The organism is Bacillus sp. EU63, from assembly GCF_038592915.1.
GTDB classification, from domain to species: Bacteria; Bacillota; Bacilli; order Bacillales; family Bacillaceae; genus Bacillus; species Bacillus velezensis.
Window position 1 is genome coordinate 3,768,325 of record NZ_CP151944.1, and the last position, 24,477, is coordinate 3,792,801.

Annotated in this window: 26 protein-coding genes; 17 read left to right on the plus strand and 9 right to left on the minus strand. The window is 48.3% G+C overall.

The window, feature by feature from the left end:
* Positions 1-43 precede the first annotated feature (43 nt).
* On the minus strand, positions 44-676 hold the full coding sequence (locus tag NYE38_RS18945; RefSeq protein WP_007407732.1) for a GTP pyrophosphokinase family protein: 633 nt from the start codon (positions 674-676) through the stop codon (positions 44-46).
* 131 nt (positions 677-807) lie between these two features.
* A complete protein-coding gene (locus NYE38_RS18950; protein WP_007614633.1) occupies positions 808-1,743 on the minus strand; it encodes a 1,4-dihydroxy-2-naphthoate polyprenyltransferase in 936 nt (311 codons plus the stop codon).
* A 443-nt stretch (positions 1,744-2,186) separates the two neighbouring features.
* Here NYE38_RS18950 and NYE38_RS18955 point away from each other — a divergent pair, with 443 nt between their 5' ends.
* From NYE38_RS18955 to NYE38_RS18980, 6 genes are all read left to right on the plus strand, one after another.
* Entirely contained in the window at positions 2,187-2,336 is a 150-nt protein-coding gene (locus tag NYE38_RS18955) for a teichoic acid D-Ala incorporation-associated protein DltX (RefSeq protein ID WP_003150882.1), read from the plus strand.
* 15 nt (positions 2,337-2,351) lie between these two features.
* Positions 2,352-3,863, plus strand: coding sequence for a D-alanine--poly(phosphoribitol) ligase subunit DltA (gene dltA / locus NYE38_RS18960; protein WP_070082563.1), 1,512 nt, complete (start codon positions 2,352-2,354; stop codon positions 3,861-3,863).
* Entirely contained in the window at positions 3,860-5,041 is a 1,182-nt protein-coding gene (dltB, locus tag NYE38_RS18965; RefSeq protein ID WP_340801711.1) for a D-alanyl-lipoteichoic acid biosynthesis protein DltB, read from the plus strand. The genes dltA and dltB overlap by 4 nt, the downstream gene beginning before the upstream one ends.
* A 16-nt stretch (positions 5,042-5,057) precedes the next feature.
* Positions 5,058-5,294 carry a D-alanine--poly(phosphoribitol) ligase subunit 2 gene (gene dltC / locus NYE38_RS18970; protein ID WP_003150875.1) on the plus strand — a complete coding sequence of 79 codons (237 nt, stop codon included), beginning with the start codon at positions 5,058-5,060 and terminating at the stop codon, positions 5,292-5,294.
* Positions 5,295-6,473 carry a D-alanyl-lipoteichoic acid biosynthesis protein DltD gene (dltD, locus tag NYE38_RS18975; protein ID WP_007407736.1) on the plus strand — a complete coding sequence of 393 codons (1,179 nt, stop codon included), beginning with the start codon at positions 5,295-5,297 and terminating at the stop codon, positions 6,471-6,473.
* A gap of 183 nt (positions 6,474-6,656) precedes the next feature.
* Positions 6,657-7,748, plus strand: coding sequence for a branched-chain amino acid aminotransferase (locus NYE38_RS18980; RefSeq protein ID WP_025853645.1), 1,092 nt, complete (start codon positions 6,657-6,659; stop codon positions 7,746-7,748).
* 40 nt (positions 7,749-7,788) lie between these two features.
* On the opposite strand, the gene licH is transcribed toward NYE38_RS18980, so the two are convergent.
* The 7 genes from licH to NYE38_RS19015 all read right to left on the minus strand — a co-directional run bounded on the left by licH (position 7,789) and on the right by NYE38_RS19015 (position 14,124).
* Positions 7,789-9,117: a 6-phospho-beta-glucosidase LicH gene (gene licH / locus NYE38_RS18985; protein WP_003150870.1), complete on the minus strand. Its 1,329-nt coding sequence runs from the start codon at positions 9,115-9,117 to the stop codon at positions 7,789-7,791.
* The gene (gene licA, locus NYE38_RS18990) at positions 9,114-9,446 is read right to left on the minus strand and encodes a PTS lichenan transporter subunit IIA (protein ID WP_003150867.1); all 333 of its coding nucleotides are present in this window, start codon (positions 9,444-9,446) and stop codon (positions 9,114-9,116) included. Before licA ends, licH begins: the two co-directional genes overlap by 4 nt.
* Before the next feature lie 18 nt (positions 9,447-9,464).
* Positions 9,465-10,823, minus strand: coding sequence for a PTS cellobiose transporter subunit IIC (celB, locus tag NYE38_RS18995; RefSeq protein WP_017418626.1), 1,359 nt, complete (start codon positions 10,821-10,823; stop codon positions 9,465-9,467).
* 15 nt (positions 10,824-10,838) lie between these two features.
* Entirely contained in the window at positions 10,839-11,147 is a 309-nt protein-coding gene (gene licB / locus NYE38_RS19000) for a PTS lichenan transporter subunit IIB (protein WP_003150863.1), read from the minus strand.
* Between the two features lie 98 nt (positions 11,148-11,245).
* Positions 11,246-13,201, minus strand: a complete 1,956-nt coding sequence (gene licR / locus NYE38_RS19005; protein WP_007407741.1) for a transcriptional regulator LicR — start codon at positions 13,199-13,201, stop codon at positions 11,246-11,248.
* 146 nt (positions 13,202-13,347) lie between these two features.
* A complete protein-coding gene (locus tag NYE38_RS19010; protein WP_003150859.1) occupies positions 13,348-13,473 on the minus strand; it encodes a hypothetical protein in 126 nt (41 codons plus the stop codon).
* A 60-nt stretch (positions 13,474-13,533) separates the two neighbouring features.
* Complete coding sequence (locus tag NYE38_RS19015; protein ID WP_151140116.1) at positions 13,534-14,124, minus strand: DNA-3-methyladenine glycosylase; 591 nt, start codon at positions 14,122-14,124, stop codon at positions 13,534-13,536.
* A gap of 241 nt (positions 14,125-14,365) precedes the next feature.
* Between NYE38_RS19015 and NYE38_RS19020 the strand changes: the two genes are divergently transcribed.
* The 11 genes from NYE38_RS19020 to manA all read left to right on the plus strand — a co-directional run bounded on the left by NYE38_RS19020 (position 14,366) and on the right by manA (position 24,463).
* Positions 14,366-15,364, plus strand: a complete 999-nt coding sequence (locus NYE38_RS19020; RefSeq protein ID WP_224443738.1) for an iron ABC transporter permease — start codon at positions 14,366-14,368, stop codon at positions 15,362-15,364.
* Positions 15,365-16,378 (plus strand): iron ABC transporter permease, encoded by a 1,014-nt coding sequence (locus NYE38_RS19025; RefSeq protein WP_025853649.1) that lies wholly within the window; start codon positions 15,365-15,367, stop codon positions 16,376-16,378.
* 16 nt (positions 16,379-16,394) lie between these two features.
* A complete protein-coding gene (locus tag NYE38_RS19030) occupies positions 16,395-17,291 on the plus strand; it encodes an ABC transporter substrate-binding protein (protein WP_014306080.1) in 897 nt (298 codons plus the stop codon).
* Between the two features lie 102 nt (positions 17,292-17,393).
* Positions 17,394-17,744: a metalloregulator ArsR/SmtB family transcription factor gene (locus NYE38_RS19035; RefSeq protein ID WP_072176907.1), complete on the plus strand. Its 351-nt coding sequence runs from the start codon at positions 17,394-17,396 to the stop codon at positions 17,742-17,744.
* A gap of 13 nt (positions 17,745-17,757) precedes the next feature.
* Entirely contained in the window at positions 17,758-19,056 is a 1,299-nt protein-coding gene (locus tag NYE38_RS19040; RefSeq protein ID WP_263612318.1) for an arsenic transporter, read from the plus strand.
* 153 nt (positions 19,057-19,209) lie between these two features.
* Complete coding sequence (locus NYE38_RS19045; RefSeq protein WP_123117516.1) at positions 19,210-19,521, plus strand: PTS sugar transporter subunit IIB; 312 nt, start codon at positions 19,210-19,212, stop codon at positions 19,519-19,521.
* Between the two features lie 14 nt (positions 19,522-19,535).
* Positions 19,536-19,853: a PTS lactose/cellobiose transporter subunit IIA gene (locus tag NYE38_RS19050; RefSeq protein WP_003150849.1), complete on the plus strand. Its 318-nt coding sequence runs from the start codon at positions 19,536-19,538 to the stop codon at positions 19,851-19,853.
* An 18-nt stretch (positions 19,854-19,871) separates the two neighbouring features.
* Positions 19,872-21,191 (plus strand): PTS cellobiose transporter subunit IIC, encoded by a 1,320-nt coding sequence (gene celB, locus NYE38_RS19055; protein WP_257989034.1) that lies wholly within the window; start codon positions 19,872-19,874, stop codon positions 21,189-21,191.
* 29 nt (positions 21,192-21,220) lie between these two features.
* Positions 21,221-22,621: a glycoside hydrolase family 1 protein gene (locus NYE38_RS19060; protein WP_025650059.1), complete on the plus strand. Its 1,401-nt coding sequence runs from the start codon at positions 21,221-21,223 to the stop codon at positions 22,619-22,621.
* Between the two features lie 19 nt (positions 22,622-22,640).
* Positions 22,641-23,522, plus strand: coding sequence for an ROK family protein (locus NYE38_RS19065; RefSeq protein WP_017418619.1), 882 nt, complete (start codon positions 22,641-22,643; stop codon positions 23,520-23,522).
* Complete coding sequence (gene manA, locus NYE38_RS19070; RefSeq protein ID WP_017418618.1) at positions 23,519-24,463, plus strand: mannose-6-phosphate isomerase, class I; 945 nt, start codon at positions 23,519-23,521, stop codon at positions 24,461-24,463. Before NYE38_RS19065 ends, manA begins: the two co-directional genes overlap by 4 nt.
* The last annotated feature ends 14 nt before the right edge of the window (positions 24,464-24,477 follow it).

The following is a 24,477-nucleotide window of genomic DNA, read 5'->3' on the forward strand; positions in this document are numbered from 1 at the left end:
CTGCACATAAAAGCGGTCCGGCTGTTTGTGATGCGTCAATCGTTTAATCGACTTCTTTCTTAATCCCAAGCATCTTTTCGTCTAAATAATGGGCGATGTCCGCCGCTTCCTTCAGCTCGTCGGTCAGATGCTTTGGGACTTCGTTATTTAATTTGTAATAAATTTTATGTTCAAGGCTCGCCCAAAAATCCATGGCGATGGTGCGGATTTGAATTTCCGCCTTCACATATTCCACACGATTCGTCAAATAAACGGGAATTTCAATAATCAAATGCAGACTGCGGTAGCCGTTCGGCTTCGGATGTTTGATATAATCCTTCACCTTTACGATCTTCAGATCCTTATGCTGCTTCAAAACCTCAGCGACATTATAAATATCGGAAATAAAGGAACAGATAATCCTGACACCCGCAATATCATGAATATGTTCTTTCATTTCCTGCGTCGTCACATCGCAGCCTTTGCGCATCAGTTTATTGACGATACTCTCGAAACTTTTTACGCGTGATTTTGTATGCTCGATCGGGTTATGCCCGTGAATCAAATTATATTCCTGGCTGATGATCGAAAACTTCGTATCCAGCTCATCTAAAGCGAATTTATAAACTAATAATTCATTTTTCCAATCTTCCATGACCGTTTTCAAATCATCCATATGGGCTGTTGACAAGTCCATTTTTTTCATCTCCTTGCTTTGCTGTCCGTATATAAGACGGGTCAGTCCTCAGTCAGGTTCTTTACAAAATCATGAAGATTATTTCATAAAAAAAAGCAAATGCCGGTTATGGCATTTGCCCTTTCATTTGATCAGCGGAAATAACTGATCAGGAGTCCGATTGAAAGCAGGAATCCGAAAAATGTATTGGTTTGCGCCGTTGATTTCATCGCAATAATCATGTTCATCGGCATTTCGTTTTTCACAAAGCCTTTCACGGCCTGAACAGGCTTCGGCACGCTCAGGAAGACCAGGAACAGCCACGGGCTTGTGTAACCCATGATGACAAGACCGACGATCCAGATGTAAGCGATGGCAAAAGATGCGGCCAGTATCATGACGGCCCCTCTATGCCCCATCAAAATGGCCAGCGTTTTACGTCCGCCCTTTTTATCTTCCTCAATATCACGGATATTGTTGGACAGGTTAATCGCTCCGACCAAGATGGCGATCGGGATGGAAATCAAAATGCTCTGTTCATTAATTCTGCCTGTCTGAATGAAGAAAGAAATAAGGACAAATACAGAGCCCATGCAAATGCCGGAGAACAGTTCCCCGAACGGTGTATACGCAATCGGCAGCGGGCCGCCCGTATACAGATAGCCGATCAGCATGCCGGCAAGGCCGATAACCGCAAGCCACCAGCTGCTGCTCATGCAGATATAAACACCGAGCACGAGGGCAATCGCATAAGAGCCGAGCGCCAGCTGCAGAATTGTTTTCGGCTTCATGCCGTGGCGGACGATCGCTCCGCCGATACCGACGGAATCCTCCGTATCTAAACCGCGTTTAAAATCGTAATATTCATTGAATAAGTTCGTGGCGATCTGGATCCAAAGGCAGGAAAACAGCATGGCCAAAAACAGCAGGAAATCAACCTTTACGTAAAACATCGCCAATACGGTGCCGAGAAGTACGGGCACAAACGATGCCGTCAATGTATGAGGGCGGGTTAGCTGCCACAAAATGCGGCCCATGCTTTCTTTCTCGGGCGTCTTTTGGCTGCCCCCCATATTGTTTTGATTCATTTTCCTCTTCCTTTCTATTAAAAGGCTTTCACAGTCAGCCGATAACAGTAGTGTTGAATTGGGGTTTTCACGTTTTCTGCTACCTTATCTATCATAATAATTTCTTCCTCATTTCACAAGATGCGGCGCTTTATCGGCTATCCTGCCGGAAACGGCTTTTCGCCCTTCTCCATTGGGGTTCGGCACAAGCCTGCTTAAGAAAAAGCCGCCAAAATTTTTTTACCTCGTTTATATTTACGATAAGTTAAAAATCCCGCCTGAACAGCGCTTTTTTAGTATGATCATTTTCCAATTTATACATGCGTGTTTTCCATCCTTTTGTTTCTCATTCATTTTTAAGGAAATTTTAAGCTTAGGATATTAGACATATTTTGAAACTTTTTGTTAATCTAATCGTCATATACTGGTGTAATTATTGAATACGCGGGGAAGGAATTTTGAATATGATGCAAAAATTAAAACGTGCTTATGAAAATACATTGATCAAATGGACGTTTCATACGGGCTTTTATTTTCTGATATTAGTATTGCTCTTTTGGATGTATGGATTTCATACAGCGAATACCGGCACTTATATTTACAACGATTTCTAATCGGGGAGGATAACTATGAAACTACTTGATGCTATAAAAACATACGCAGACGCCAAGCCGCAGGCCATAGCGTTTCGTTCCTTAGATCATTCCCTCACTTACGGGGAATTATGGGATTTGTCGGAGCGGGTTGCGTCCGGCATTCAAAAACATACGGCTGACGGTTCGAAAGCGCCTGTCCTGGTTTACGGACATATGGAGCCGAATATGATCGTTTCTTTCTTGGGAAGCGTCAAAGCGGGCCGCCCTTACATCCCTGTCGATGTTTCCATTCCGGCGGAGCGGATCGTCAAAATCATTGAAAGCTCAGGCGCAGAGCTGCTTATCAGCGTATCGGGCGATGCAGTCGATACGGGAAGCAATCTGATTAAAACCGTTACGCCCGAAGAGCTTGCAGCTGACGGAGATGCAGACCTCAGCCGTGAGAACTGGGTAAAAGAGCTGGATACGTTTTACATTATTTACACGTCCGGCAGCACGGGAAATCCGAAGGGCGTGCAGATATCGGCTGATAACCTGCAAAGCTTCACTGACTGGATCTGCAGGGATTTTCCTGTGGGCGGGGGTAAGACATTCTTAAACCAAGCTCCGTTTTCTTTTGATTTATCTGTCATGGACATTTTCCCGTCGCTTCAAACGGGAGGTACGCTGCACTGCGTAACGAAAGACAAAATCAATAAACCGAAAGTACTATTTGAAGAGCTGGAGAAATCCAAACTGAACGTCTGGACATCGACGCCGTCTTTCGTCCAAATGTGTCTGATGGACCCCGGCTTTACGCAGGAGCTCCTGCCTGAGGCAGAAGTATTTATGTTTTGCGGAGAAGCGCTTCCGGCTGCCGTGGCACAGGAACTGTTAAACCGTTTTCCGAAGGCCCGCGTATTCAATACATACGGCCCGACTGAAACAACGGTTGCCGTCACCTCCGTTGAAATTACGCAGCAGATTATCGATGAAAATGAATCTCTGCCCGTCGGTTTTGCAAAACCCGATATGAATATCTTCATCATGGATGAAAACGGGAATAAGCTTCCGGACGGAGAAAAAGGGGAAATCATCATCGCCGGCCCGAGCGTGAGCAAAGGCTATCTCGGTGAACCGTCTCTGACTGAAAAAGCGTTTTTCTCAATTGACGGCCAGTGGGCATATCACACGGGTGATGCCGGTTATGTTCAGGATGGTCAGATTTTCTGCCAAGGACGCCTTGATTTCCAGATTAAGCTTCACGGCTACCGCATGGAGCTGGAGGAAATCGAAGTACATGTAAGGCAGTCTCAATATGTGCGCACGGCGGTTGTCATCCCGTATCAGCCTAACGGACCAGTCGAATATTTAATTGCCGCCATCGTGCCTGAAAAACATGATTTTGAAAAAGAATTCCAGCTGACAAGCGCCATTAAGAAAGAACTGGCCGCTTCGCTTCCGGCCTACATGATTCCGAGAAAATTCATTTATCAGGATCACATTCAAATGACTGCGAACGGAAAAATCGACCGTAAACGCATTGGCGAAGAGGTTCTTGTATGACGCCTTACAGCTCGTTTTTCTTCTTTATCTTACTTGGAATCCTTCTTTTGCCGATGATTATTTTAGGGCTGAACGGCAAGAGATTCCAAGGATACAACATGTTTATATCCATCATCGTATTGGCTTTGATTTTCGCGCATGATCTGCACGGCGTGATCGCACTATGTATCTTTACGCTGTGGCAGGTGCTTTTAATCAGGGGTTATCTCGCTTACAGACTGAAAGCCAACAGCGGCTTTGTCTTCAGTATGGCCGTGATCGCGTCCATTTTACCCCTGTTTTTATCTAAATTATGGCCGTTTTTCTTCCCGCCGGTGCCTCATCACCCGGTTCATAACCTGATCAGTTTCTTAGGAATTTCTTATTTGACATTTAAAGGCGTCCAGCTGATCATGGAAACGAGAGACGGACTGATTAAAGAAAAAATGCCGCTTCACCGCCTTTTGTACTTTATTATGTTTTTCCCGACCATTTCTTCCGGCCCGATCGACAGATACCGCAGATTTGCCAAGGACGAACAGAAAGTATGGACAAAGGGAGAATACGCTGATTTACTGTATACCGGCATTCATAAAATTTTTATCGGTTTCTTGTACAAATTCATTATCGGATATGCGATTAACACGTATTTCATTATGAATCTGTCTCATATCACCCACAGCAAACTGTGGGGTAATGTGCTGTACATGTACGGATACAGCTTGTACCTGTTTTTTGATTTTGCGGGTTACACGATGTTTGCCGTCGGTGTAAGCTATATCATGGGTATCAAATCTCCGGAAAACTTTAATAAGCCGTTTATCAGCAAAAACATTAAAGACTTCTGGAACCGCTGGCACATGTCCTTATCCTTCTGGTTCAGAGACTACGTATTTATGCGCTTTGTTTTCTGGATGACAAAGAAAAAATGGATAAAGAACCGGATGGCCGTCTCGAACATCGGGTATTTCCTGCTGTTCATGCTGATGGGCGTCTGGCACGGACTCGCCCTGCAATATATTGTATACGGCCTGTACCACGCCGTATTAATGACCGGGTATAACTTTTTTGAGAAATGGAATAAGAAATACAAGTGGCTGCCCGCCAATCGTTTTACGGCCTTTTTAGCCATCGTCATCACATTCCATTTCGTATGTTTCGGATTTTATATTTTCTCAGGAAAACCATTTCATCACTAAAGGAGATTGAAAACACATGGAATTTAAACAGGAAGTATTAGACGTATTAGCTGAAGTTTGTCAGGAGGACGCTGTGAAAGAAAATCCTGATATTGAAATCTTTGAAGAAGGACTGCTTGATTCTTTCGGAACTGTAGAGCTGCTTGTCGCCATCGAAAACCGCTTCGGCATTACAGTGCCGATCACTGAATTTGACCGTGACGAGTGGAATACGCCAAACAACATTGTAAACAAACTGACTGAGTTGAAGTAAATGAAAAAGCGTTTCTTTGGACCAATTATTTTAGCGTTCGTCCTGTTTGTCGGAGCTATCGCAGTTCCGGCTTCATGGCTTACGCGCTTCATTCCTGAAAAACGTGTCGAAGAGTCGGCGGCAGCCTTAAATCCGAATATGTTCCAGGGACTCTATCTTCAAAACAAAATGTTCGAAGACTCGAAGTATCTGCCGATTTTCGGTTCTTCCGAGCTTTCAAGACTGGATGAGTTTCATCCGTCCAACTATTTCCAAGTGAACAACCAAGGCTTTACGCCTTATCTTGTCGGAAAAGGCGGGGACCAATCCTTGATACACGCCGTGAACTTTGCGGCTCATTATCAGCAGCTGAAGGGCAAAAAGCTGGTATTCATTGTTTCTCCGCAATGGTTTATCAAAAAAGGTTCTGATGAACAGCACTTTGCGCCGAATTTTTCATCACTTCAGGCATTGGATTTAGCATTTAATAACCAGATTGATCCCGCGGTCAAAAAGAACATGATGAAGCGCATGCTCCGTTTTAAAGTCGTTCAGCATGATGCCGTCCTTTCTGAATTGTACAAGGGAATGGTCAACGGACAATCATGGAAAGTGAAAGCGGTCATGCCGGCTGCCAAAGCTTATTATTCTCTGCTTGAGAAAAAAGATCTTTATTATTCAATGGGAGAAACCAAGGGCCCTGAACGGACGATCTCTGAAAACCTGAAAGGGAAATCGTGGTCAGAGTTAAAAACAGCTGCCGCTCAATTAGGAGAACGGAGCTCCAAGTCCAATCCTTTCTATATCGATGACGCTTCTTATAAAAAGATTAAGAAGAAAGTAAAGAGAGTGAAAGGGATCAACAAAGGAAGAACGTACGCCAAATCAGTCGAATATCACGACTTTGAGGATATGCTGGACATTCTGAAAGATGCCGGCGCTGAACCGATGTTCGTGGTTATTCCGGTCAACGGAAAATGGTATGACTACACCGGCTTCCCGAAAAAAGGCCGGACTGATTACTACAAAAAAGTCACTAAGCAAATTAAAGCGAAGGGCTTTCAGGTTGCCGACTTATCCGGGCACGAATATGATCCGTACTTTATGAAAGACACCATCCATATCGCCTGGAAGGGCTGGGTGTACGTCGATAAAGCAATGGAGCAGTTTTACAAAACCGGCAAGGTGACGGTTCACTGAGCACGGTGATGACAGAATACGTAAAAACGAACACGCAGGGGGCATTCTCTCCCCTGCTTTTTATGTGATTTGATTTTTTCACAAATTTGAGGAAAACTATTGCGAATATTTGTTGAAGGTATACAATAGAATATAAATTATTTTCAAATAAGTTTGACAATAACACCAATAGGGAGACAGAACATTATGAAACAAGACATTCGTGTTGAATTGACTTCAGCCAAAAAACCGAAACCGGACCCCCATAACCTTGCGTTCGGCAGAATTTTCACCGACCATATGTTTGTTATGGATTACGACGCCGGTCAAGGATGGTATGATCCGAGAATTATCCCTTATCAGTCCATCTCAATGGATCCTGCGGCCATGGTTTATCATTACGGCCAAACCGTTTTTGAAGGGCTTAAAGCGTATGTAACGAAGGATCAGGAAGTGCTTCTGTTCAGACCGGAGAAAAATATGGAGCGCCTGAACCAGTCAAATGACCGCCTTTGCATCCCGCTCATTGATGAAGAGCTTGTTCTTGAAGGCCTGAAACAGCTCGTAGCCATCGACCAAGACTGGATTCCGAAAGCGGAAGGCACTTCCCTTTATATCCGTCCGTTTATTATTGCGACTGAGCCTTTCCTCGGTGTAGCGGCATCCCATACGTACAAGCTGTTTATCATTCTTTCCCCGGTCGGCTCTTATTACAAAGAAGGCATTAAACCGGTGAAAATCGCCGTGGAAAACGAATTCGTGCGCGCCGTCAAAGGCGGCACCGGAAACGCGAAAACCGCCGGCAACTACGCATCAAGCCTGAAAGCGCAGCAGGTTGCGGAAGAGAAGGGATTTTCCCAGGTTTTATGGCTTGACGGCATTGAGAAAAAATACATCGAAGAAGTCGGCAGCATGAACATCTTCTTCAAAATCAGCGGCGAGATCGTGACACCGGAGCTGAACGGAAGCATTCTTGAAGGAATTACGAGAAATTCCGTCATCACCCTTCTCAAACATTGGGGACTGACTGTGTCTGAGCGGAAGATTTCGATCGATGAAATCATCCAGGCGCATCGTGACGGCCGATTGGAAGAAACATTCGGAACCGGTACGGCGGCGGTCATTTCTCCGGTCGGCGAACTGATCTGGAATGATGAAAGTCTTGTCATCGGCAGCGGTGAAACCGGAGAGATCTCGAAGAAATTGTACGATACCATTACAGGCATTCAAAAAGGCGCGGAAGCCGACGTGTTCGGCTGGACGACGAAAGTCGCCTCACTAAGCGAATCAAAATAAGCAAAAAACCCGGAAGCGAATCCGGGTTTTTTTACTGCTCTTATGCTTCAATCGACTTAAAGAAATGGGGCAGATGTTCTTTGTGGGCCTCAAGCATTTCATCCAGAATGGCCTTTGCCACGGAGTCTGACGGGACAAGAGGGTTGATCGTCATCGCAAGAAGAGCCGTTTGATAATCTCCCGTGACGGCTGCTTCAGCGGCGACGCGCTCAAATGATTTGATTTGCTGGACGAGTCCGCGGACAGACACCGGCAGATCACCGACGGCGATCGGTTTCGGACCGTCTTTCGTCATGACGCAGTTCACTTCGACCGCTGAGTCATTCGGAATGCTGGCGATCGCGCCGTTGTTTATTGTATTGACGGGCTGGATATCATGTTTGTCGTTATAGATGGAGCTGATCAGGTTGCAGGCCGCGTCACTGTAGTACGCTCCGCCCCGTTTTTCCAGCTGCGGCGGTTTGATGGCGAGATTCGGATCTTTGTACAGTTCGAACAGTTCTTTCTCAACCTTCTGCACGACCTCGGCGCGTGTGCCCTCCGTCTGTGACGCTTCTATTTCATGCTCGAGCATTTCTTTCGTTTTGAAATAATAGCGGTGGTAGCCGCAAGGAATCAGATCGAGCGCCTTCAGGAATTCAGGCTCCCATTCCGCTCCGGAAATATTTTTCATCGTCATGGCGTTTTCCGGGTCTCCCATGGCTTCAATGACTTGATCCTTCACGCTGACGCCGTCTAAGAAAACATCTAATCCGAAGACCATGTGATTCAGCCCGGCAAATTGCACTTCGATCCGGCTGACATCCACATCCAATGCTTTTGCGACGCCCATTTTAATGCCGATCGGCACATTGCAGAGGCCGACGACTTTTGTCAGATTCGAGTAGCGGAGCAAGGCCTCGGTAACCATGCCGGCAGGGTTTGTGAAATTCACAAGCCATGCATTCGGACAAAGCTCTTCGATGTCTTTCGCGATTTCCAGAATAACCGGGATGGTGCGCAGCCCTTTGAATAAACCGCCCGGACCGTTTGTCTCCTGGCCGATTACGCCGTATTTTAACGGAATCCGTTCGTCTTTGGCGCGGGCCTCAAGGAGACCGACGCGGAATTGAGTCGTTACGAAATCAGCATCCTTCAAAGCTTCTCTCCGGTCAAGCGTCAGGTGAATCTCTATCGGAACGCCCGCTTTTTCGACCATGCGTTTTGCAAGCGTGCCGACGATATTGAGTTTTTTCTCGCCTTCGGGAATGTCGACAAGCCATAATTCTCTGACAGGCAGTTCCTCATAGCGCTTAATGATGCCTTCCACAAGCTCCGGTGTATAGCTTGAACCTCCGCCGATCGTTACAATTTTAATTCCTTTTGTCATATTTTTGCTCCTCCTTGCAGACTCACTTTTTCGTAAATCTCGACTAACTCAGCGGCCAAGTCTTTCACGGTCATGGCATTCATTAAATGATCTTGCGCATGCACCATTAAAAGCGTCATGTCTGTTTTTTCTCCGCCGGCTTCATTTTGGATCAATTCTGTCTGGTAATGATGGGCTTCTGTCAGTTCCCTTGCGGCTTCCTGAAGCTTTTCCTCGGCCATGGCTCTGTCCCCCCGCTTTGCGGCGGCAATGGCTTCCATTGATGCGCTTCTGCCGTTGCCGCCATGCAGGATGATCTGAAAAATGGTCTGTTCCATTTTTTCATTCATGTGTTTCACTCCCTTTCTCTACAGCACGGCTTTTTCGTCTCCCTGTACGGCTGGCGCCTGCGATTGTTCAAGTTCGTTTTCTTCTTTCAGCTTTTGCGAATCCCACATTCTGAAGAACGGATAGTACACGATAAAGGCTGTGATGATATTAATCGCCTGCATGACAGCCCCTGATATTTTTCCGCCCGTGGCAAGATAGCCGGAGAAAATCGGCGGCATCGTCCATGGGACGGCAATGCCGGCAGGTTTGGCGACGAGGCCGGTGCTCATGCCGATATAGGTAAGGACCAGTGTGACAAGCGGTGTGATAATGAACGGAATGAGAAGCATCGGGTTCATGACGATCGGCATTCCGAAAATAATCGGCTCATTAATATTAAAGACGGCCGGCCCGATGGCGAGTTTCCCAAGCTGCTTCATCTGCTTGCTTCGCGAACGGAGAAACATGGTGACCACGAGCGCCAGTGTCGCGCCGCTTCCGCCGATGTTGATCCAGATTTCAAAAAACTGCTGGGTGAAAATATTCGGAAGCGCATCGCCCGCCTGAAACGCAATCCGGTTGGCATCCATCGCTCCGAACCAGATCGGCGCCATGACGCCGCCGACTATGTTCGCCCCGTGTAATCCGCACGCCCACAAGAGCATTTGAACCGCTTCGGCTATCAGGCTTCCGCCGAGACTTCCCCCAAGAATCGAGAGCGGCGTCCCCAGTACAACGCTTACAATGTTATGAAGGTTTTCAAACGGCGTCGCTTCGACAATTAAACGCGCACCCCAGATCAGAAAGATGACGGCAAAGCCGGGAATTAAGGCGACAAACGATTTGCTGACCGCCGGAGGCACGCCGTCCGGCATTTTGAAGACGAAATTCCGCTGGATGATCAAGCGGTAAATTTCTGTCGACAGCATGGCGATGATCATCGCGACAAACAGCCCTTTGCTTCCCATGAGAGAAAGCGGAATGCCGCCGCCCACCATGATTTCCTCTTTGGCGCCGGAAGGCAGAAACGGAACTTTGTACGGCGTTGCCAAGAGAAACGCCGCCAAAGATATCGCACCGGCCGATAATGCGTCCACCCCGTATTTTTCGGCCAGGCGGTAGGCGATTCCGAAAGCGGCGACAAGACCCATGATTTCAAAGGTCGCATCAACCGGATATTGCAGTTTTTGAGACCAGGCGCTTCCGAACGTCTTTGCCATGAAATCCGCATATCCCGGAATCGGCAGGTTGCCGATGATCAGAAAAAACGAACCGATGATGATAAGCGGCATGGTGAGGATGATCCCGTCACGCAATGCTTGCAGATGCCGCTGGGAGGCAATTTTTCCGGCAATGGGCATGACTTTCTCTTCTAAAAACTGGTTCACCTTATTCACACGGCCCGCCCCTTTCTACGATGCGTTTCCGAGCTGTTCCGCTGATTTCAGAACCTCCGCTCCGTTGCAAGTGCCGTAATGGACGGTATTGATGACTTCAACCGGCACTCCTTTTGATTCACCCAATTTTTTCAGCTGCGGAAGCAAATAACGGACTTGAGGCCCAAGCAGCAATACGTCCGCTTTATCAATATGCTGGTTGACTGAATCGCCTGACACCGCCCAGATTTTATATTCTTTTCCTTGTTCCTGCGCGCTTTTTTCCATCTTGGTGACGAGTAAGCTTGTTGACATCCCTGCTGCACAAACGAGTAATATATTCATGTAAAAGACCTCCTGAAAGTTTGATATTTTGTATGTCTCGATGTTAGTACCATCATATTATGAAATCGCTTTCATAACTACTCAGGCTTTTTCCGCTGCTAACGGAAAAAAGGTGTATCCCGGTCTTTCTCTGATCGTTTGTCTCTGAATACTCGTAAAACCTCCTGATAGGTTGTGCATTTTAAGAGACGGCTTACCGCGGCCGGATCATCTAACATGCCGCCGAGCCATTTGTACATATGCTGGAGGTCGGCTTTGCTTTCTTTCTCGACGCAGAGCAGGCAGACAAATTGGACACGCTTATCCGCCCAGTCAATCGGTTTCTTCAGCGTGCATACCGCCCAAAACGTCGTGTCTGTCTGCGGAACGAGCGGGTGCGGAATCGCCGTAAGATTGCCGAAACTCGTAGGAGAAATCGCTTCCCTTTCAAAAATAGAATCGGTCAGAGAATCAGAAGCGAGGCCGGCTTCTGCAACCTGCTGTCCGAGAAAACGGATGACGTCCTCCTTCGTCTCCAGATCCTGCTGCAAAAATACCAGCTCCGGTTTCAGAAAGTTCAATTGTTCCCGCTTTTCTTCCAGCATGGCGTCGATTTTTGTAAAATCCCCGCCGCCCAACAGCGTATGAACCTTCAATACGGGAACGGGCAGGTCTTTTTTGATCGGCACTGTGCTGACCACAAAATCAATCGACTCAAAGGAAAGCTGGTCAAGGCTGCAGTAATCAGCCGTTCCGACGATTTCAAGACGCTTTGCGAACCGGGAACGGAGCTTTTCTCTTAAAAGCTGCGCGCTGCCGGCGCCGGACGCACAAACAATCAGACAGCGTTTAGGCGGCCGTTCCGTCTTTCTCCTTTCAATGGCGGCTCCGAAATGAAGCGCCAAATATCCGATCTCATTTTCATGAATATCAATGCCGGTTTGCTCCTTGATCACGATTCCCGCAATCACTCCCGCTTCAAATGCGAGCGGATAATTTTCCTTTATGGCGGAGAGCATCGGGTTTCTCAGGTTCATTCCGTACCGGTTTCGGTTAATCGCCGGCTTGATGTGGAGCGCAAGACCCGCTTTCAGCTCATTGTCGTCCGTGATTCCGAGCTTCAGCTCCCGCTCAATGGCTTCGATCATGGCCTCCGTCAAACGGCTGGTTTCCCCGTCTATCAGCCTTGTAAGCTCTTTTCCTTCCAATTGTGACTGGGTCATGCGCTTTGTCCCGAGCAGGTGAATGGCGATATAGGCGGTTTCCTGTTCGGGAAAGGTGACCGAAAGCGCAGATTCAAGCTCTTTTACGATGGCTTCCGCTGACTGATATTCTGTTTCAAGCTTAATATCATGAAGATCTTCCGGGATGAGAGATACATAGTTTTCTGTCCGGATTCGTTTGCAGGCAATGGCGATATGGATGATGAGATTGTTCAGGCCGAAGAAAGAAAGCGGGATCTTATGGTTTCGAACCTGCTTCATAATGGCTGTGCGGATCACATGAATGTCGTCTTTCGGCAGAATACCGGCCTTTTCACTCAGGAGATCAGGCTCGGGCTCGCGGTCGTCCACTAAGTATTCCGCCATACAATAACGGAGGCGGAGCTCTTCGCCGCGCAGCTTAAAGCCGTAGTTCGGCCTTGTTTCCAAAATGATGTCATAGGGGCGGAGCCGTTTTTTGACTTCTTTTAAATCAGATTGAAGTGTGGATTTACTAATGAACAGTTCTTCCGCCAAGTCATCCAGCTTGAGGTAGCCGTCGGCCAGAAGCATTCTTTTCATCAGGTAATCTATCCGTTCATCGGGAAAAATCGGCACGGTGCTGTTCTGCTGGAAATTGTCCTGAAGCCAGTTTTTAAACGGCTGCTCATTCCGGATCAGCAGCTTATAGCCGCTCCCTCTGACAGATTGAATGGATGCGCCGTGTTTTTCTACAATGGTTTGCAGTTCCTTTATGTCATTGCGGACCGTCCGCGTCGTTACCTTTACATTTGCAGCGATGACTGAGCTTGTAACCGGTGTTTCAGCAGCTAAAAGCAAGCGCAGAAGTTCACGAAGCCGCCCATGAAGCATGAGAAAAACCTCCTATCAGATCAGATGCAGACGTGAAAAATGGGCAAAAAGAATGAGGAAGGGGTAAATGTATGTAAATTCTATACTGGGGAGGATTTCAAGTCAATGCGGCAATCCGATGCCAAGACCGTAAAAAAACAGCCGGATCAGCCGGCTGTTCGGGATGCGGACATGCGGTTCCGCTTAGATGCCTTCCGTTCTTTTATGATTTTTCTGATGATCGGATAGATGACGGGCGCCCATTTGATAATCGTTTTGAAAAATTTTTTCAATGTCTGAATCCCCTTTCTTTTACCTTGTCTTTCCCCTGTTATCAGCGTTTATAAACATGGTCAGCGTGAGACATACCGGTTCCCCGTCACCCAATAGCGCCACGGATAATCCCGGGCTTCTCCGCTGTTGTCAATCCCGATTCTCGGGCCTGTTGATATATGCTCAGGCGTAAAGCCCTCCGTAATATACAGCGGCGGTTCCGTGATCATGCCGCCGTAGTCGTTCATTGAAATGCCCATCGCCTTCGTCAGTTTTCCCGGGCCGTTTGTCCGCTCTCTCGGGGGTCTACCCGGTCTCCTGCTCTCCATCAGGAACTGTCCTTCATGAGGCTCCGCCGCCCTGATTAACACGGCCTGCGGAATGCCGATGTCCGCGGCGACGACGTTCATTAATGTATGAGTGTGCATGACGTATGTATAAATGCGGCCCGCCTCATGGAACATAATTTCCGTCCGTTTCGTGCGCCGGTTGCCGAAGCTGTGCGCCGCCCGGTCATCCGCTCCCATATAAGCTTCCGTTTCCACGATAAAACCTGAAGCCGTTCCCTCATCCGTCTCCTTCACCAGGAGACAGCCGAGCAATAAAGGGGCAAGCTCCACTGACGGTCTCTGGTAAAATTCAATCGGCAAAGGCTTTCCTTCTCCCGCCATTTGCCTCCCTCCTTTCTGAATATAGCGATTTCCTCTTTCACGTTTTTCACTTCTTTTTTACAATATAAACATGAAAGAAAAAAGGGCATCATTGTTGAACACTCTATTGCGTTTTGAAAATCGGCCCGGTATAATATGATGGTTCAAATGAAAATGATTCTCATATTCAATAAATACCGGACAATGATCATAAAAGTAGGTGAATTGATTTTTGAGCGATTCTGTCACGTCCGCAAGCCGTCTGATCAGCATCTTAAAAAACGGGGTTTTCTTCCTGATCGCGGTGATCGGGCTGCTTGTTTCTATTTTTTTCGCCGTCTCATTCGGCGCGAAAGACATTACTTTACATACGGTTTGGTCGGCTGTTGCTGATTACAATCCGAACATGACGGGCCAGCAGATCATTCATGAATTGCGTCTTCCGAGGGTGCTCGGCGCGGCCGTTACAGGAGCCGCTTTTGCCGCAGCCGGCGCCCTCATGCAGGGTGTCACGAGAAATCCGCTTGCCGATTCGGGTGTCTTAGGCGTAAACGCGGGCGCCATGTTTGTTGTTGCGCTCAGCTTTGCTTTTTTCCCTCATTTGTCATACGCCCTGCTGATGGTGATGTCATTTTTGGGAGCACTGGCAAGCACCGGCTTGATTTTCTTTATCAGTGCGGCGGGAAAAGGCAGCATGACACCTTTAAAGGTGACGCTTGCCGGGGCGGTCGTGGCCGCGCTTTTACATTCACTCAGTACCGGTGTAGCGATTTATTACGATTTAAGCCAGGATTTGGCCTTCTGGTACGCCGGCGGGGTGTCAGGGATCAAGTGGGCTCATTTACAAGTCCTTGTTCCCGTGATTGCGGTCTTCATCATTCTCGCGACATTCATGGGCCGGTCCGTCACCCTTCTCTCAATGGGAAATGACGTGGCGGCGAATTTAGGGGTGAACACGGCTCTGACGCGTGCCGCGGGATTAATGATCGCCGTCGTTCTTGCCGGTGTGTCTGTTTCCGCTGCCGGCGCGATCGGCTTTGTCGGACTGGTCATTCCTCATATCGCCCGCAAGATCGTCGGCGTTACGTACAGGCTGATTATTCCGATGTCCGCGTTGCTCGGCGCGATTCTTTTGATTTTGGCCGACCTGGCCTCACGCACGGTCAGTCCCCCGAGAGAATTGGCGATAGGCATCATGGTCGCACTTGTCGGTGTCCCTTTCTTTCTTTATATTGCCCGCAAGGAAGGGAGAGACTTATAAATGAAAGTGCAGAAAGAAACAAAAAAAGCGGCGGCGGCAGGTCTCGTTCTGCTGGTCATCGCCGTTTGCATTATTCTGATCGGGCTGCATACGGGCTCATTCCGGCTTTCTCCCCTCACCGTGGGAAAAACGCTGTTCGGATACGGCACGTTTCAAAGCACGACCGTTTTATTCGATTACCGGCTCCCCCGGATTTTGGTGACGATGCTGGCCGGTATCGGCTTAGGCGTGTCGGGCGCTGTTTTGCAGGGTGTATCCCGAAATCCGCTTGCCGATCCGGGCATTCTCGGACTGCATGCCGGCGCTTCCTTCGGTTTGATGATGTATATCACATTCTTTCATTCCCTGGAGGCGCAGGCGTCGATGTTCATCCCGCTGTTTACGTTTGCGGGCGGAACACTCGCCGCCCTGCTGATCGTAGTGCTTACGTACGACAGGCTGAACGGTTTTTTAACGATCCGCATGCTGTTGGTCGGGATCGCCGTTTCCGCGGGCTTCAGCGCCGTTACATTGTTTATGTCGCTGCGCCTGAATGAAGAAACTTATACATTCGCTTCCCGCTGGCTGGTGGGAAACGTCTGGGGCAGAGATTGGATTCACGTGTGGTCGCTATTGCCCTGGATCGGCATTCTCGCACCGCTTGCATGGCTGAACGCCCGGTCTTTGAATATTTTAATGCTCGGTGACCAGGCAGCCGCGGGGCTCGGCGCACACGTGCAGAGAAAAAGGATCATGCTGATCGCCATAGCGGTCGGCTTGTCCTGCGCGAGCGTCGCGATGGCCGGCGGAATCGGCTTTATCGGCTTTGCCGCCCCTCACTTGGCAAGACGGCTCGTCGGCACCATGCATCAGCATATTATTCCGATTGCGGGATTAATCGGCCTTGTCATTCTTGTCGCGGCAGACACCATCGGCCGGTCTTTGTTTCAGCCGAACGCCATTCCGGCCGGCGTGGTTGCGGCAGCCATCGGCGCGCCGTATTTTCTCTATCTCGTCATGAAAATCAAATCATAAAACAAGGAGTATTCCCATGAAAAAAATAATTGCGCTCATCAGTTTCATGTGTATTTTCTTACTGGCTGCCTGCCAATCCGATTCATCACAGCCGGAGTCAAAAAAGAAATCCGGCGATCATAAAATCGCTTCGATGTCCATTCACCTGACAAATGATCTGCTGGCTCTCGGCGTTACACCTGCCGGTTCCGTCGTGGGCGGAGAATTAAAAGATTTTCTCCCTCATGTGAAAAATCAGCTGAAAGACACGAAAAAACTCGGACCTGCATCAGACCCGGATATGGAAGCTTTACTTGAGCTGAATCCAGACAACATTTATCTTGATAAAGAATTTGCGGGAAAAGATGTGTCAAAATACAAGAAAATCGGAAACACACACGTTTTCGACCTTGATAAAGGCACATGGCGCGATCATTTAAAAGACATCGGAAAAATCGTCAACCGTGAAAAAGAAGCGAAAACATTTATTCAGGATTACGAAGATGAAACAAAACAAGTCAGATCCATGATGAATAAGGAATTAGGGAAAAACGCCAAAGTCATGGCGATCCGCGTGAACGCAAAAGAGCTTCGCGTCTTCAGCACACGCCGCCCGATGGGACCGATTCTGTTTGACGATCTGAAGCTGAAACCGGCTGACGGCATTAAAGAAATGAACACCTCCCGCCCTTATGAAGTCATTTCTCAAGAAGTGCTGCCTGATTACAACGCAGATGCGATTTTCGTCGTCGTTAACAGAGACGACAAGTCACAGCAAGCCTATAAAGAATTGCAAAAAAGCGCTGTATGGAAAGGGCTGAAGGCCGTGAAAGCAAACCACGTCTATAAAATTGCCGATCAGCCTTGGCTTGATTATTCAGCACTGGGAAATAAATTAGCAATGGATGAAGCGAAAAAACTGTTCCAAAAATAAACATGAGCCGGTTTTGCAAAAAGTGCAAGGCCGGCTTTTTTATATTGTCGTTTACTTATATAAACAACCGCTTATATAATAGTGTGAAAAAGGAGTGAGCGCATGGAACGGCGGCATCATGCTTTAAGTTCCGGAGGGATCAGCCAGTGCCTCAAGCTTCTAAGCGACCCGACGAGGCTTTTGATGCTGAAGCTTCTGGAGGATAAGGAATATTGTGTCTGCGAGCTGACGGTTATTTTTGATATAAGTCAGCCCGGCATCAGCCAGCACTTGCGGAAATTAAAGAACGCCGGCCTTGTGCGCGAAAGACGCGCGGGCCAGTGGCGGTACTATGCCATTCATCCGTCCGGTCCGGAATACGCGCTGGTTTGCTCGATTCTGCAGCAGATAGATGAAAAGGACGAAGTTTTACAGACATTGCGGCAAAAAGAAGTCACTGTTACATGCCGGTAAGGAGGATATATTCTTGGGAGTTGCGGTTTTATCAGCGCTGATTTTTGTGCTGACACTTGTGTTTGTCATATGGCAGCCGAAACATGTATCAATCGGCTGGTCTGCCTGCGGCGGAGCGGTTCTCGCTTTGATCGCCGGAGCAGTCAGCCTGCACGATATCGCGGAAGTGACGGGGATCGTCTGGAATGCGACACTCGCCTTTATCGCCATTATTATCATTTCATTAATTCTTGACAGTATCGGTTTTTTTGAGTGGGCCGCGCTGCATATGGCCATGGCGGCCAAAGGCAGCGGGCTGCGGATGTTTCTCTATGTGTCGGTCTTAGGGGCTGTTGTCTCCGCCCTGTTTGCCAATGACGGAGCGGCGCTCATTTTGACGCCGATCGTACTGGCGATGGTGCGGGCTTTGAATTTACCTGAAAAACTGGTTTTTCCGTTTATTATCGCCGGAGGATTCATCGCCGACACCACCTCGCTCCCGCTCGTTGTAAGCAATTTGGTCAATATCGTATCCGCCGATTACTTTCATATCGGATACATTGAATATGCATCACGCATGCTGGTGCCCAACCTCTTTTCTTTGGCGGCAAGCATTTTGGTGCTGTATCTCTATTTCAGAAAAAACATTCCGAAACGGTTTGACACCAGCCTTGTGAAACATCCTGCATCCGCCATTAAGGATGAGCGCCTTTTCCGGTTATCATGGGCTGTGCTGGCCGTTTTATTGATCGGGTATTTCGTCAGCGCGCTGCTGTCGATACCCGTTTCCTTCGTTGCCGGTTCCATCGCGGTCATTTTTCTCATTCTGGCGCAGCGAAGCCCCGCCGTCCCTGCGAAACAAGTCATCAAGGACGCCCCGTGGGCCATCGTGTTTTTTTCTGTCGGCATGTATGTTGTCGTGTACGGCTTGCGGAATGCCGGACTGACGGATCTTCTTTCTCAGCTTATTCAGAAAGCGGCGGATCACGGGTTGTTTGCGGGCACACTCGGAATGGGTTTTATCGCTGCGATCCTCTCCTCCGTTATGAATAACCTGCCGACGGTGATGATTGACGCCATAGCCATCAGCGGAACGGACACTCACGGGCTGATGAGAGAAGCATTGATTTACGCGAATGTTATCGGTTCTGACCTCGGGCCGAAAATCACGCCGATCGGGTCGCTGGCGACATTGTTATGGCTCCACGTGCTGAGCCGGAAAAACGTGAAAATTTCCTGGGGAATGTATTTCAAAACAGGTCTGATATTAACCATTCCGACGTTATTCATCACCCTGATCGGACTTTATTTATGGCTGTTATGGCTCGCTTGAGATGAAAAACCTTTTAAGTTGAATCTTAAAAGGTTTTTTTGTGTCAAAAATCCGAAAAGTTAAACTTTTATATTTTAAAAGTATAGACATTTAATTTCAAAAGATTATAATATTCATGAAAACGTTTTAACTTTATGAAAGAAGGGATTCCTCATGAAAAGAATTTTATTAGCCTGCAGCTCAGGCATGTCCACCAGCCTTCTTGTCACGAAAATGCAGAATTACGCCAGCTCCATCGGTGAGGAGGCCGAGATTTGGGCAGTCGGACAGGATAAAGCAAAAGAAGCGATGAAAGACGCAGATGTCGTACTGATCGGCCCGCAGATGAGTTTTTTAAAAGGCGAGCTTCAAAAAGAGGCGGACCCGCTTCACATCACCGTTGATGTGATTGATATGATGGCATACGGCATGGGAGACGGCAAAAAAGCATACGAACAGGCCGTTGCCTTGATAGTGAACAAATAAAGGAGGCGATAAGCATGGAAACGTACACGGATGAACAGATCAGTTTTCAGCTGATTCTTCACAGCGGCAATGCCCGCAGCTGTATTATTCAATCGATACGCGCTTATAAAGACGGCCGGCCAGATGAGTCAGACACCTTTCTGACAAAGGCTGAAGAAGAACTGGGAAAAGCGCACGACATCCATTTTCAGATGATTCAAAAAGAAGCCGGCGGCGCCAAAACGGATGTCTCCCTGCTTTTTATGCATGCTGAAGACCACTTAATGTCAGCGCTCTCAATGAAAGAGCTGGTTAAAGAAATGCTCGACTTATTTCAATCAAAGAATTTATAAAAAGCCGGGGGTGAAGACGTGTTTGAGAAAATCAGCCAATTCCTTGTTCCGATCGCGGGCAAATTAAACAATAACCGCTACTTGCAAGTCTTACGGGATGCTTTTATGCTGGCGTTTCCGCTGACCATTTTCGGTTCGGTGTTCGTCGTGCTGACGAACCTGCCGTTTTTAAACAAAATCATGAGCAGCTCCGCACTGTCTGTCTTTCAATCCGGATTTGGCGGCGCTTCGACGGCGACGATGGGGATTATGTCCACTTTTGTCGTCTTCGGGATCGGCTATTACCTTTCCAAAAGCTACGAAGTGGAGGCCGTATTCGGCGGAGCGATCGCATTGGTTTCTTTTCTGCTGCTCACCCCGTTCGTCTTAGAGCCGGAAACGGGCAAAGCGGTCGCAGGCGTCATTCCGGTTGACCGGCTTGGAGCAAAAGGAATGTTTCTCGGCATGATAACCGCGTTTTTGTCAGGTGAAATCTACAGAAGAATCGTCCAGAGAAACTTAACGATTAAGATGCCTGCCGGTGTTCCTCCGGCTGTTGCTAAATCGTTCGCCGCATTGATTCCGGCTTTTATCACGCTTACCGTCTTCCTCTTGATCAATGCGGCTGTCACCCAGATCTTTCACACCAATCTGCATGATGTCATTTATCATACGGTTCAAGCCCCGCTTGTCGGACTTGGAAGCGGCATCATTCCTACATTAATCGCTGTTTTCTTTATTCAGATTTTATGGTTTTTCGGACTTCACGGACAGATCATTATCAATTCCGTGATGGACCCGATCTGGAATACATTACAGGTCGAAAATTTGGCTGCGTATACAGCGGGAAAAGAGATTCCCCATATTATTTCTAAGCCGTTTATGGAGATTTACACCGTCGGAATGGGCGGAACCGGAATGACATTGGCCATAGTGATCACCATCTTGCTTTTTATGAAAAGCAAACAGATGAAACAGATATCCAAACTCGGTCTCGCGCCAGGTATTTTCAACGTCAATGAGCCGGTTATTTTCGGTTTGCCGATCGTGATGAACCCGATCATTATCATTCCGTGGGTGATCGCACCGATGGTTGTCACGCTCGTCACCTACCTGGCCATGTCGGCGGGGATCGTGCCCCCTCCTACCGGCGTGACCGTGCCCTGGACCGTCCCCCTTTTCATTAACGGGATTATGGCGACCAATTCCGCCATGGGCGGCATTATGCAGCTGGTCAACCTCTGTATTGTGTTTATTATCTGGTTCCCGTTTCTTAAAGCGCTGGACAAATTAAACATGGCAAAGGAAAAAGAAGCCGAGGCCGAGCAGCATGCCCGGGATGACAGCATGAGTATGTAATCAAAATCGCAGTAAGGGAGAGAAATCAATTGACTGAATCAAATATTCAATATCGTTTTCCGGAAGGATTCTGGTGGGGGTCTTCCGCCTCCGCCACCCAAACAGAAGGCGCCGCCGACAAAGACGGAAAAAGCCAAAACATATGGGATTACTGGTATGAAAAAGAGCCGAGCCGTTTTTTTAACGGCGTCGGCCCCGGCGACACGTCACGTTTTTATGATCAATACAAGGAGGATATCCGGCTGATGAAAGAAATCGGCCACAACTCCTTCCGGCTGTCTATTTCCTGGTCAAGATTGATTCCGGACGGAACTGGAGAGGTCAATCAGAAAGCGGTCGCGTTTTATCAGGACGTCATCGATGAAATGCTTGCCCATCGCATTGAGCCGTTTGTCAATTTGTTTCACTTTGACATGCCGCTCGCCCTTCAGCGTAAGGGGGGCTGGGTCAGCCGGGACACCGTTGACGCGTTTGAACATTACGCCAAAACATGCTTTTCGCTATTCGGTGACAAGGTGAAAAAATGGTTCACTCACAACGAGCCGATTGTGCCGATTGAAGGCGGCTACTTATACGACTTTCACTATCCGAATCACGTTAATTTTCAAGAAGCGGTGCAGGCCGGCTTCCATACCCTGCTGTCGAATGCAAGGGCTGTCAAAGCCTACAGAGAATTGAAACAGGACGGACAAATCGGAATCATTCTGAATCTGACGCCTTCTTATCCGAGAAGCTCACACCCTGAAGATCTGAAAGCATCCCGGATTGCCGACGCCTTTTTCAACCGCTCATTTTTAGATCCCGCCGTAAAGGGCGAATTTCCTGAGGAGCTTGTCGAGATTCTCAAGGCGGAAGGCTTTCTGCCGCGTTATGAGAAAGAAGATCTCCGCCTCATTCAGGAGCATACGGTTGACCTCTTAGGCGTGAACTACTACCAGCCGAGACGCGTCAAGGCAAAAGAACATGTTCCGAATCCGCATGCCCCTTTCCTGCCTGAGCGTTTCTTCGATCCGTACGTCATGCCCGGACGGAAAATGAACCCTCACCGCGGGTGGGAAATTTACGAAAAAGGAATCTATGACATTCTCACCAATCTCAGAGAACATTACGGAAATATCGAATGTTTTATTTCTGAGAACGGCATGGGAGTTGAAGGCGAGGAACGCTTCCGCGATGAAAACGGCATCATTCAGGATGATTACAGGATTGAATTTATCCAGGAACATCTCAAATGGGTGCATCGGGCCATCGGAGAAGGTTCAAATGTAAAAGGCTATCATCTTTGGACTTTCATGGACAACTGGTCTTGGACAAATGCTTATAAAAACCGCTATGGCTTTGTATCTGTCAATCTGGAAAACGGGGGCGAACGGACCGTCAAAAAAAGCGGCCGCTGGTTCAAAGCCGTTTCCGATCAAAACGGATTTTAACAGATGAGGAGGTACGGCCATGCTTGGAGGTATTGAAGCCGGCGGCACGAAATTTGTCTGTGCCGCCGGACAAAAAGACGGAACCATTCTGGACAGAGCGGAGTTTCCGACGGGAGAACCGGATGACACACTCAGACAGGTCATCCGTTACTTTAAAGATTTCCCGATAGAAGCCATCGGCATCGGGTCGTTCGGACCGATTGACATCCGCCCCGACAGTCAAACATACGGGTGCATCACCGCGACGCCGAAGACAGCCTGGCGGAACTGCCCTATTCTTCAAACGATCAAAAGCGCTCTGGATATTCCCGCAGGCTTCACCACCGACGTTAATGCGGCGGCGCTCGGAGAAGCTTCTTTCGGCGCGGCCAAAAACGCGGACAGCTGCCTCTATTTGACGGTCGGCACTGGCATCGGAGCGGGCGCCATCATGAACGGCAGATTTGTTCAAGGGCTGTCTCATCCTGAAATGGGCCACATTTATGTCAGAAGACACCCGGACGACGGCTACAAAGGCAATTGTCCTTACCATACAGATTGCCTGGAAGGCCTCGCGGCAGGCCCCGCCATTGAGAAACGCTGGGGGAAAAAAGCATATCTGCTGGCGGATCAGCAGGAAGTGTGGGAGCTTGAGGGCTTTTATATTGCTGAAGCGCTTGTGCAGTATATTCTCATACTTTCGCCGGAAAAGATCATTCTCGGCGGGGGCGTCATGAAGCAGCATCAGCTGTTCTCTTCTATCCGTCAGCACGTGAAAAAGCGGCTGAATCAATATATTGATCTGCCCGACATTGAACACTTCATCGTTCCCCCTCAATTAGGGATTCACTCCGGCGCTGCCGGTTCGCTCGTATTGGCGGAGCGCGCATTAGAGACGGCAAACCGGGAGGCGGGAAAATGACGAAACTCTTATTTTTGGAACCGGTTTTTAAAGAAAGATTATGGGGCGGGACGAAGCTGCGCGATACATTCGGGTATGAGATTCCTTCTGAGCGGACGGGAGAGTGCTGGGCGATTTCAGCTCATCCGCACGGTACATCCATCGTGCGGAACGGGCCTTTTTCCGGAACATCATTACATCGTCTCTGGAATGAACACCCTGACCTGTTCGGACATCCGAAAGGAGACGCCTTTCCCCTGCTCACAAAAATTCTTGACGCAAATATGGACTTATCCGTACAGGTTCATCCGGATGACGCATATGCACATCGGCATGAAAACGGAGAACTCGGAAAAACGGAATGCTGGTACATATTGGACTGCAAAAAAGAGGCGGAGCTCATTTTAGGGCACCGCGCCCAAACGAGAGAAGACTTCGTTCGGCACATTGAACGAAACGAGTGGGATCACCTGCTCCGCCGCATCCCCATTAAGCCCGGCGACTTTTTCTATGTCCCGAGCGGCACACTGCACGCTTTATGTGAAGGTACGCTCGTTCTTGAAATCCAGCAAAGCTCTGATGCCACCTACCGGCTTTACGACTATGACCGGACGGATGGGAACGGGAATAAACGCGAGCTTCATCTTCAGAAAGCAATTGACGTAACAAGTATTCCGCATACCGATGAAAATGTAAAAAGCACAAAGCATCGGATCGGAAATGCTCTTATTACAACACTTGCCGAAACACCTTTCTTTTCAGTTTATCAATGGGATGTGAGCGGGAAAGCATCATTCCCCGCACCCGGCCGGTATTTACTCGCAAGCGTCATTAAAGGACGCGGAGAACTGGATGGATGCCCCATTCACAAAGGCGATCACTTTATCGTGCCGGCGGATTCCGGAAATTTTGTTATAGAAGGAGATTGTGAGGTTATCGTTTCACATCCTTCATCATCCTAAAAATCAGGAGGTCT

Coding starts and splice junctions, on each gene's coding strand:
- NYE38_RS19045 (WP_123117516.1), top strand. CDS start 19,210: ATGAAAAGAATTTTATTAGCCTGCAGCTCAGGCATGTCCACCAGCCTT.
- NYE38_RS19065 (WP_017418619.1), top strand. CDS start 22,641: ATGCTTGGAGGTATTGAAGCCGGCGGCACGAAATTTGTCTGTGCCGCC.
- licR (WP_007407741.1), bottom strand. CDS start 13,201: ATGCTTCATGGGCGGCTTCGTGAACTTCTGCGCTTGCTTTTAGCTGCT.
- NYE38_RS18955 (WP_003150882.1), top strand. CDS start 2,187: ATGATGCAAAAATTAAAACGTGCTTATGAAAATACATTGATCAAATGG.
- dltA (WP_070082563.1), top strand. CDS start 2,352: ATGAAACTACTTGATGCTATAAAAACATACGCAGACGCCAAGCCGCAG.
- licH (WP_003150870.1), bottom strand. CDS start 9,117: ATGACAAAAGGAATTAAAATTGTAACGATCGGCGGAGGTTCAAGCTAT.
- NYE38_RS19030 (WP_014306080.1), top strand. CDS start 16,395: ATGAAAAAAATAATTGCGCTCATCAGTTTCATGTGTATTTTCTTACTG.
- licB (WP_003150863.1), bottom strand. CDS start 11,147: ATGAATATATTACTCGTTTGTGCAGCAGGGATGTCAACAAGCTTACTC.
- licA (WP_003150867.1), bottom strand. CDS start 9,446: ATGAATGAAAAAATGGAACAGACCATTTTTCAGATCATCCTGCATGGC.
- NYE38_RS19050 (WP_003150849.1), top strand. CDS start 19,536: ATGGAAACGTACACGGATGAACAGATCAGTTTTCAGCTGATTCTTCAC.
- NYE38_RS19035 (WP_072176907.1), top strand. CDS start 17,394: ATGGAACGGCGGCATCATGCTTTAAGTTCCGGAGGGATCAGCCAGTGC.
- manA (WP_017418618.1), top strand. CDS start 23,519: ATGACGAAACTCTTATTTTTGGAACCGGTTTTTAAAGAAAGATTATGG.
- dltB (WP_340801711.1), top strand. CDS start 3,860: ATGACGCCTTACAGCTCGTTTTTCTTCTTTATCTTACTTGGAATCCTT.
- NYE38_RS18945 (WP_007407732.1), bottom strand. CDS start 676: ATGGACTTGTCAACAGCCCATATGGATGATTTGAAAACGGTCATGGAA.
- NYE38_RS19015 (WP_151140116.1), bottom strand. CDS start 14,124: ATGGCGGGAGAAGGAAAGCCTTTGCCGATTGAATTTTACCAGAGACCG.
- dltC (WP_003150875.1), top strand. CDS start 5,058: ATGGAATTTAAACAGGAAGTATTAGACGTATTAGCTGAAGTTTGTCAG.
- dltD (WP_007407736.1), top strand. CDS start 5,295: ATGAAAAAGCGTTTCTTTGGACCAATTATTTTAGCGTTCGTCCTGTTT.
- NYE38_RS19025 (WP_025853649.1), top strand. CDS start 15,365: ATGAAAGTGCAGAAAGAAACAAAAAAAGCGGCGGCGGCAGGTCTCGTT.
- NYE38_RS18950 (WP_007614633.1), bottom strand. CDS start 1,743: ATGAATCAAAACAATATGGGGGGCAGCCAAAAGACGCCCGAGAAAGAA.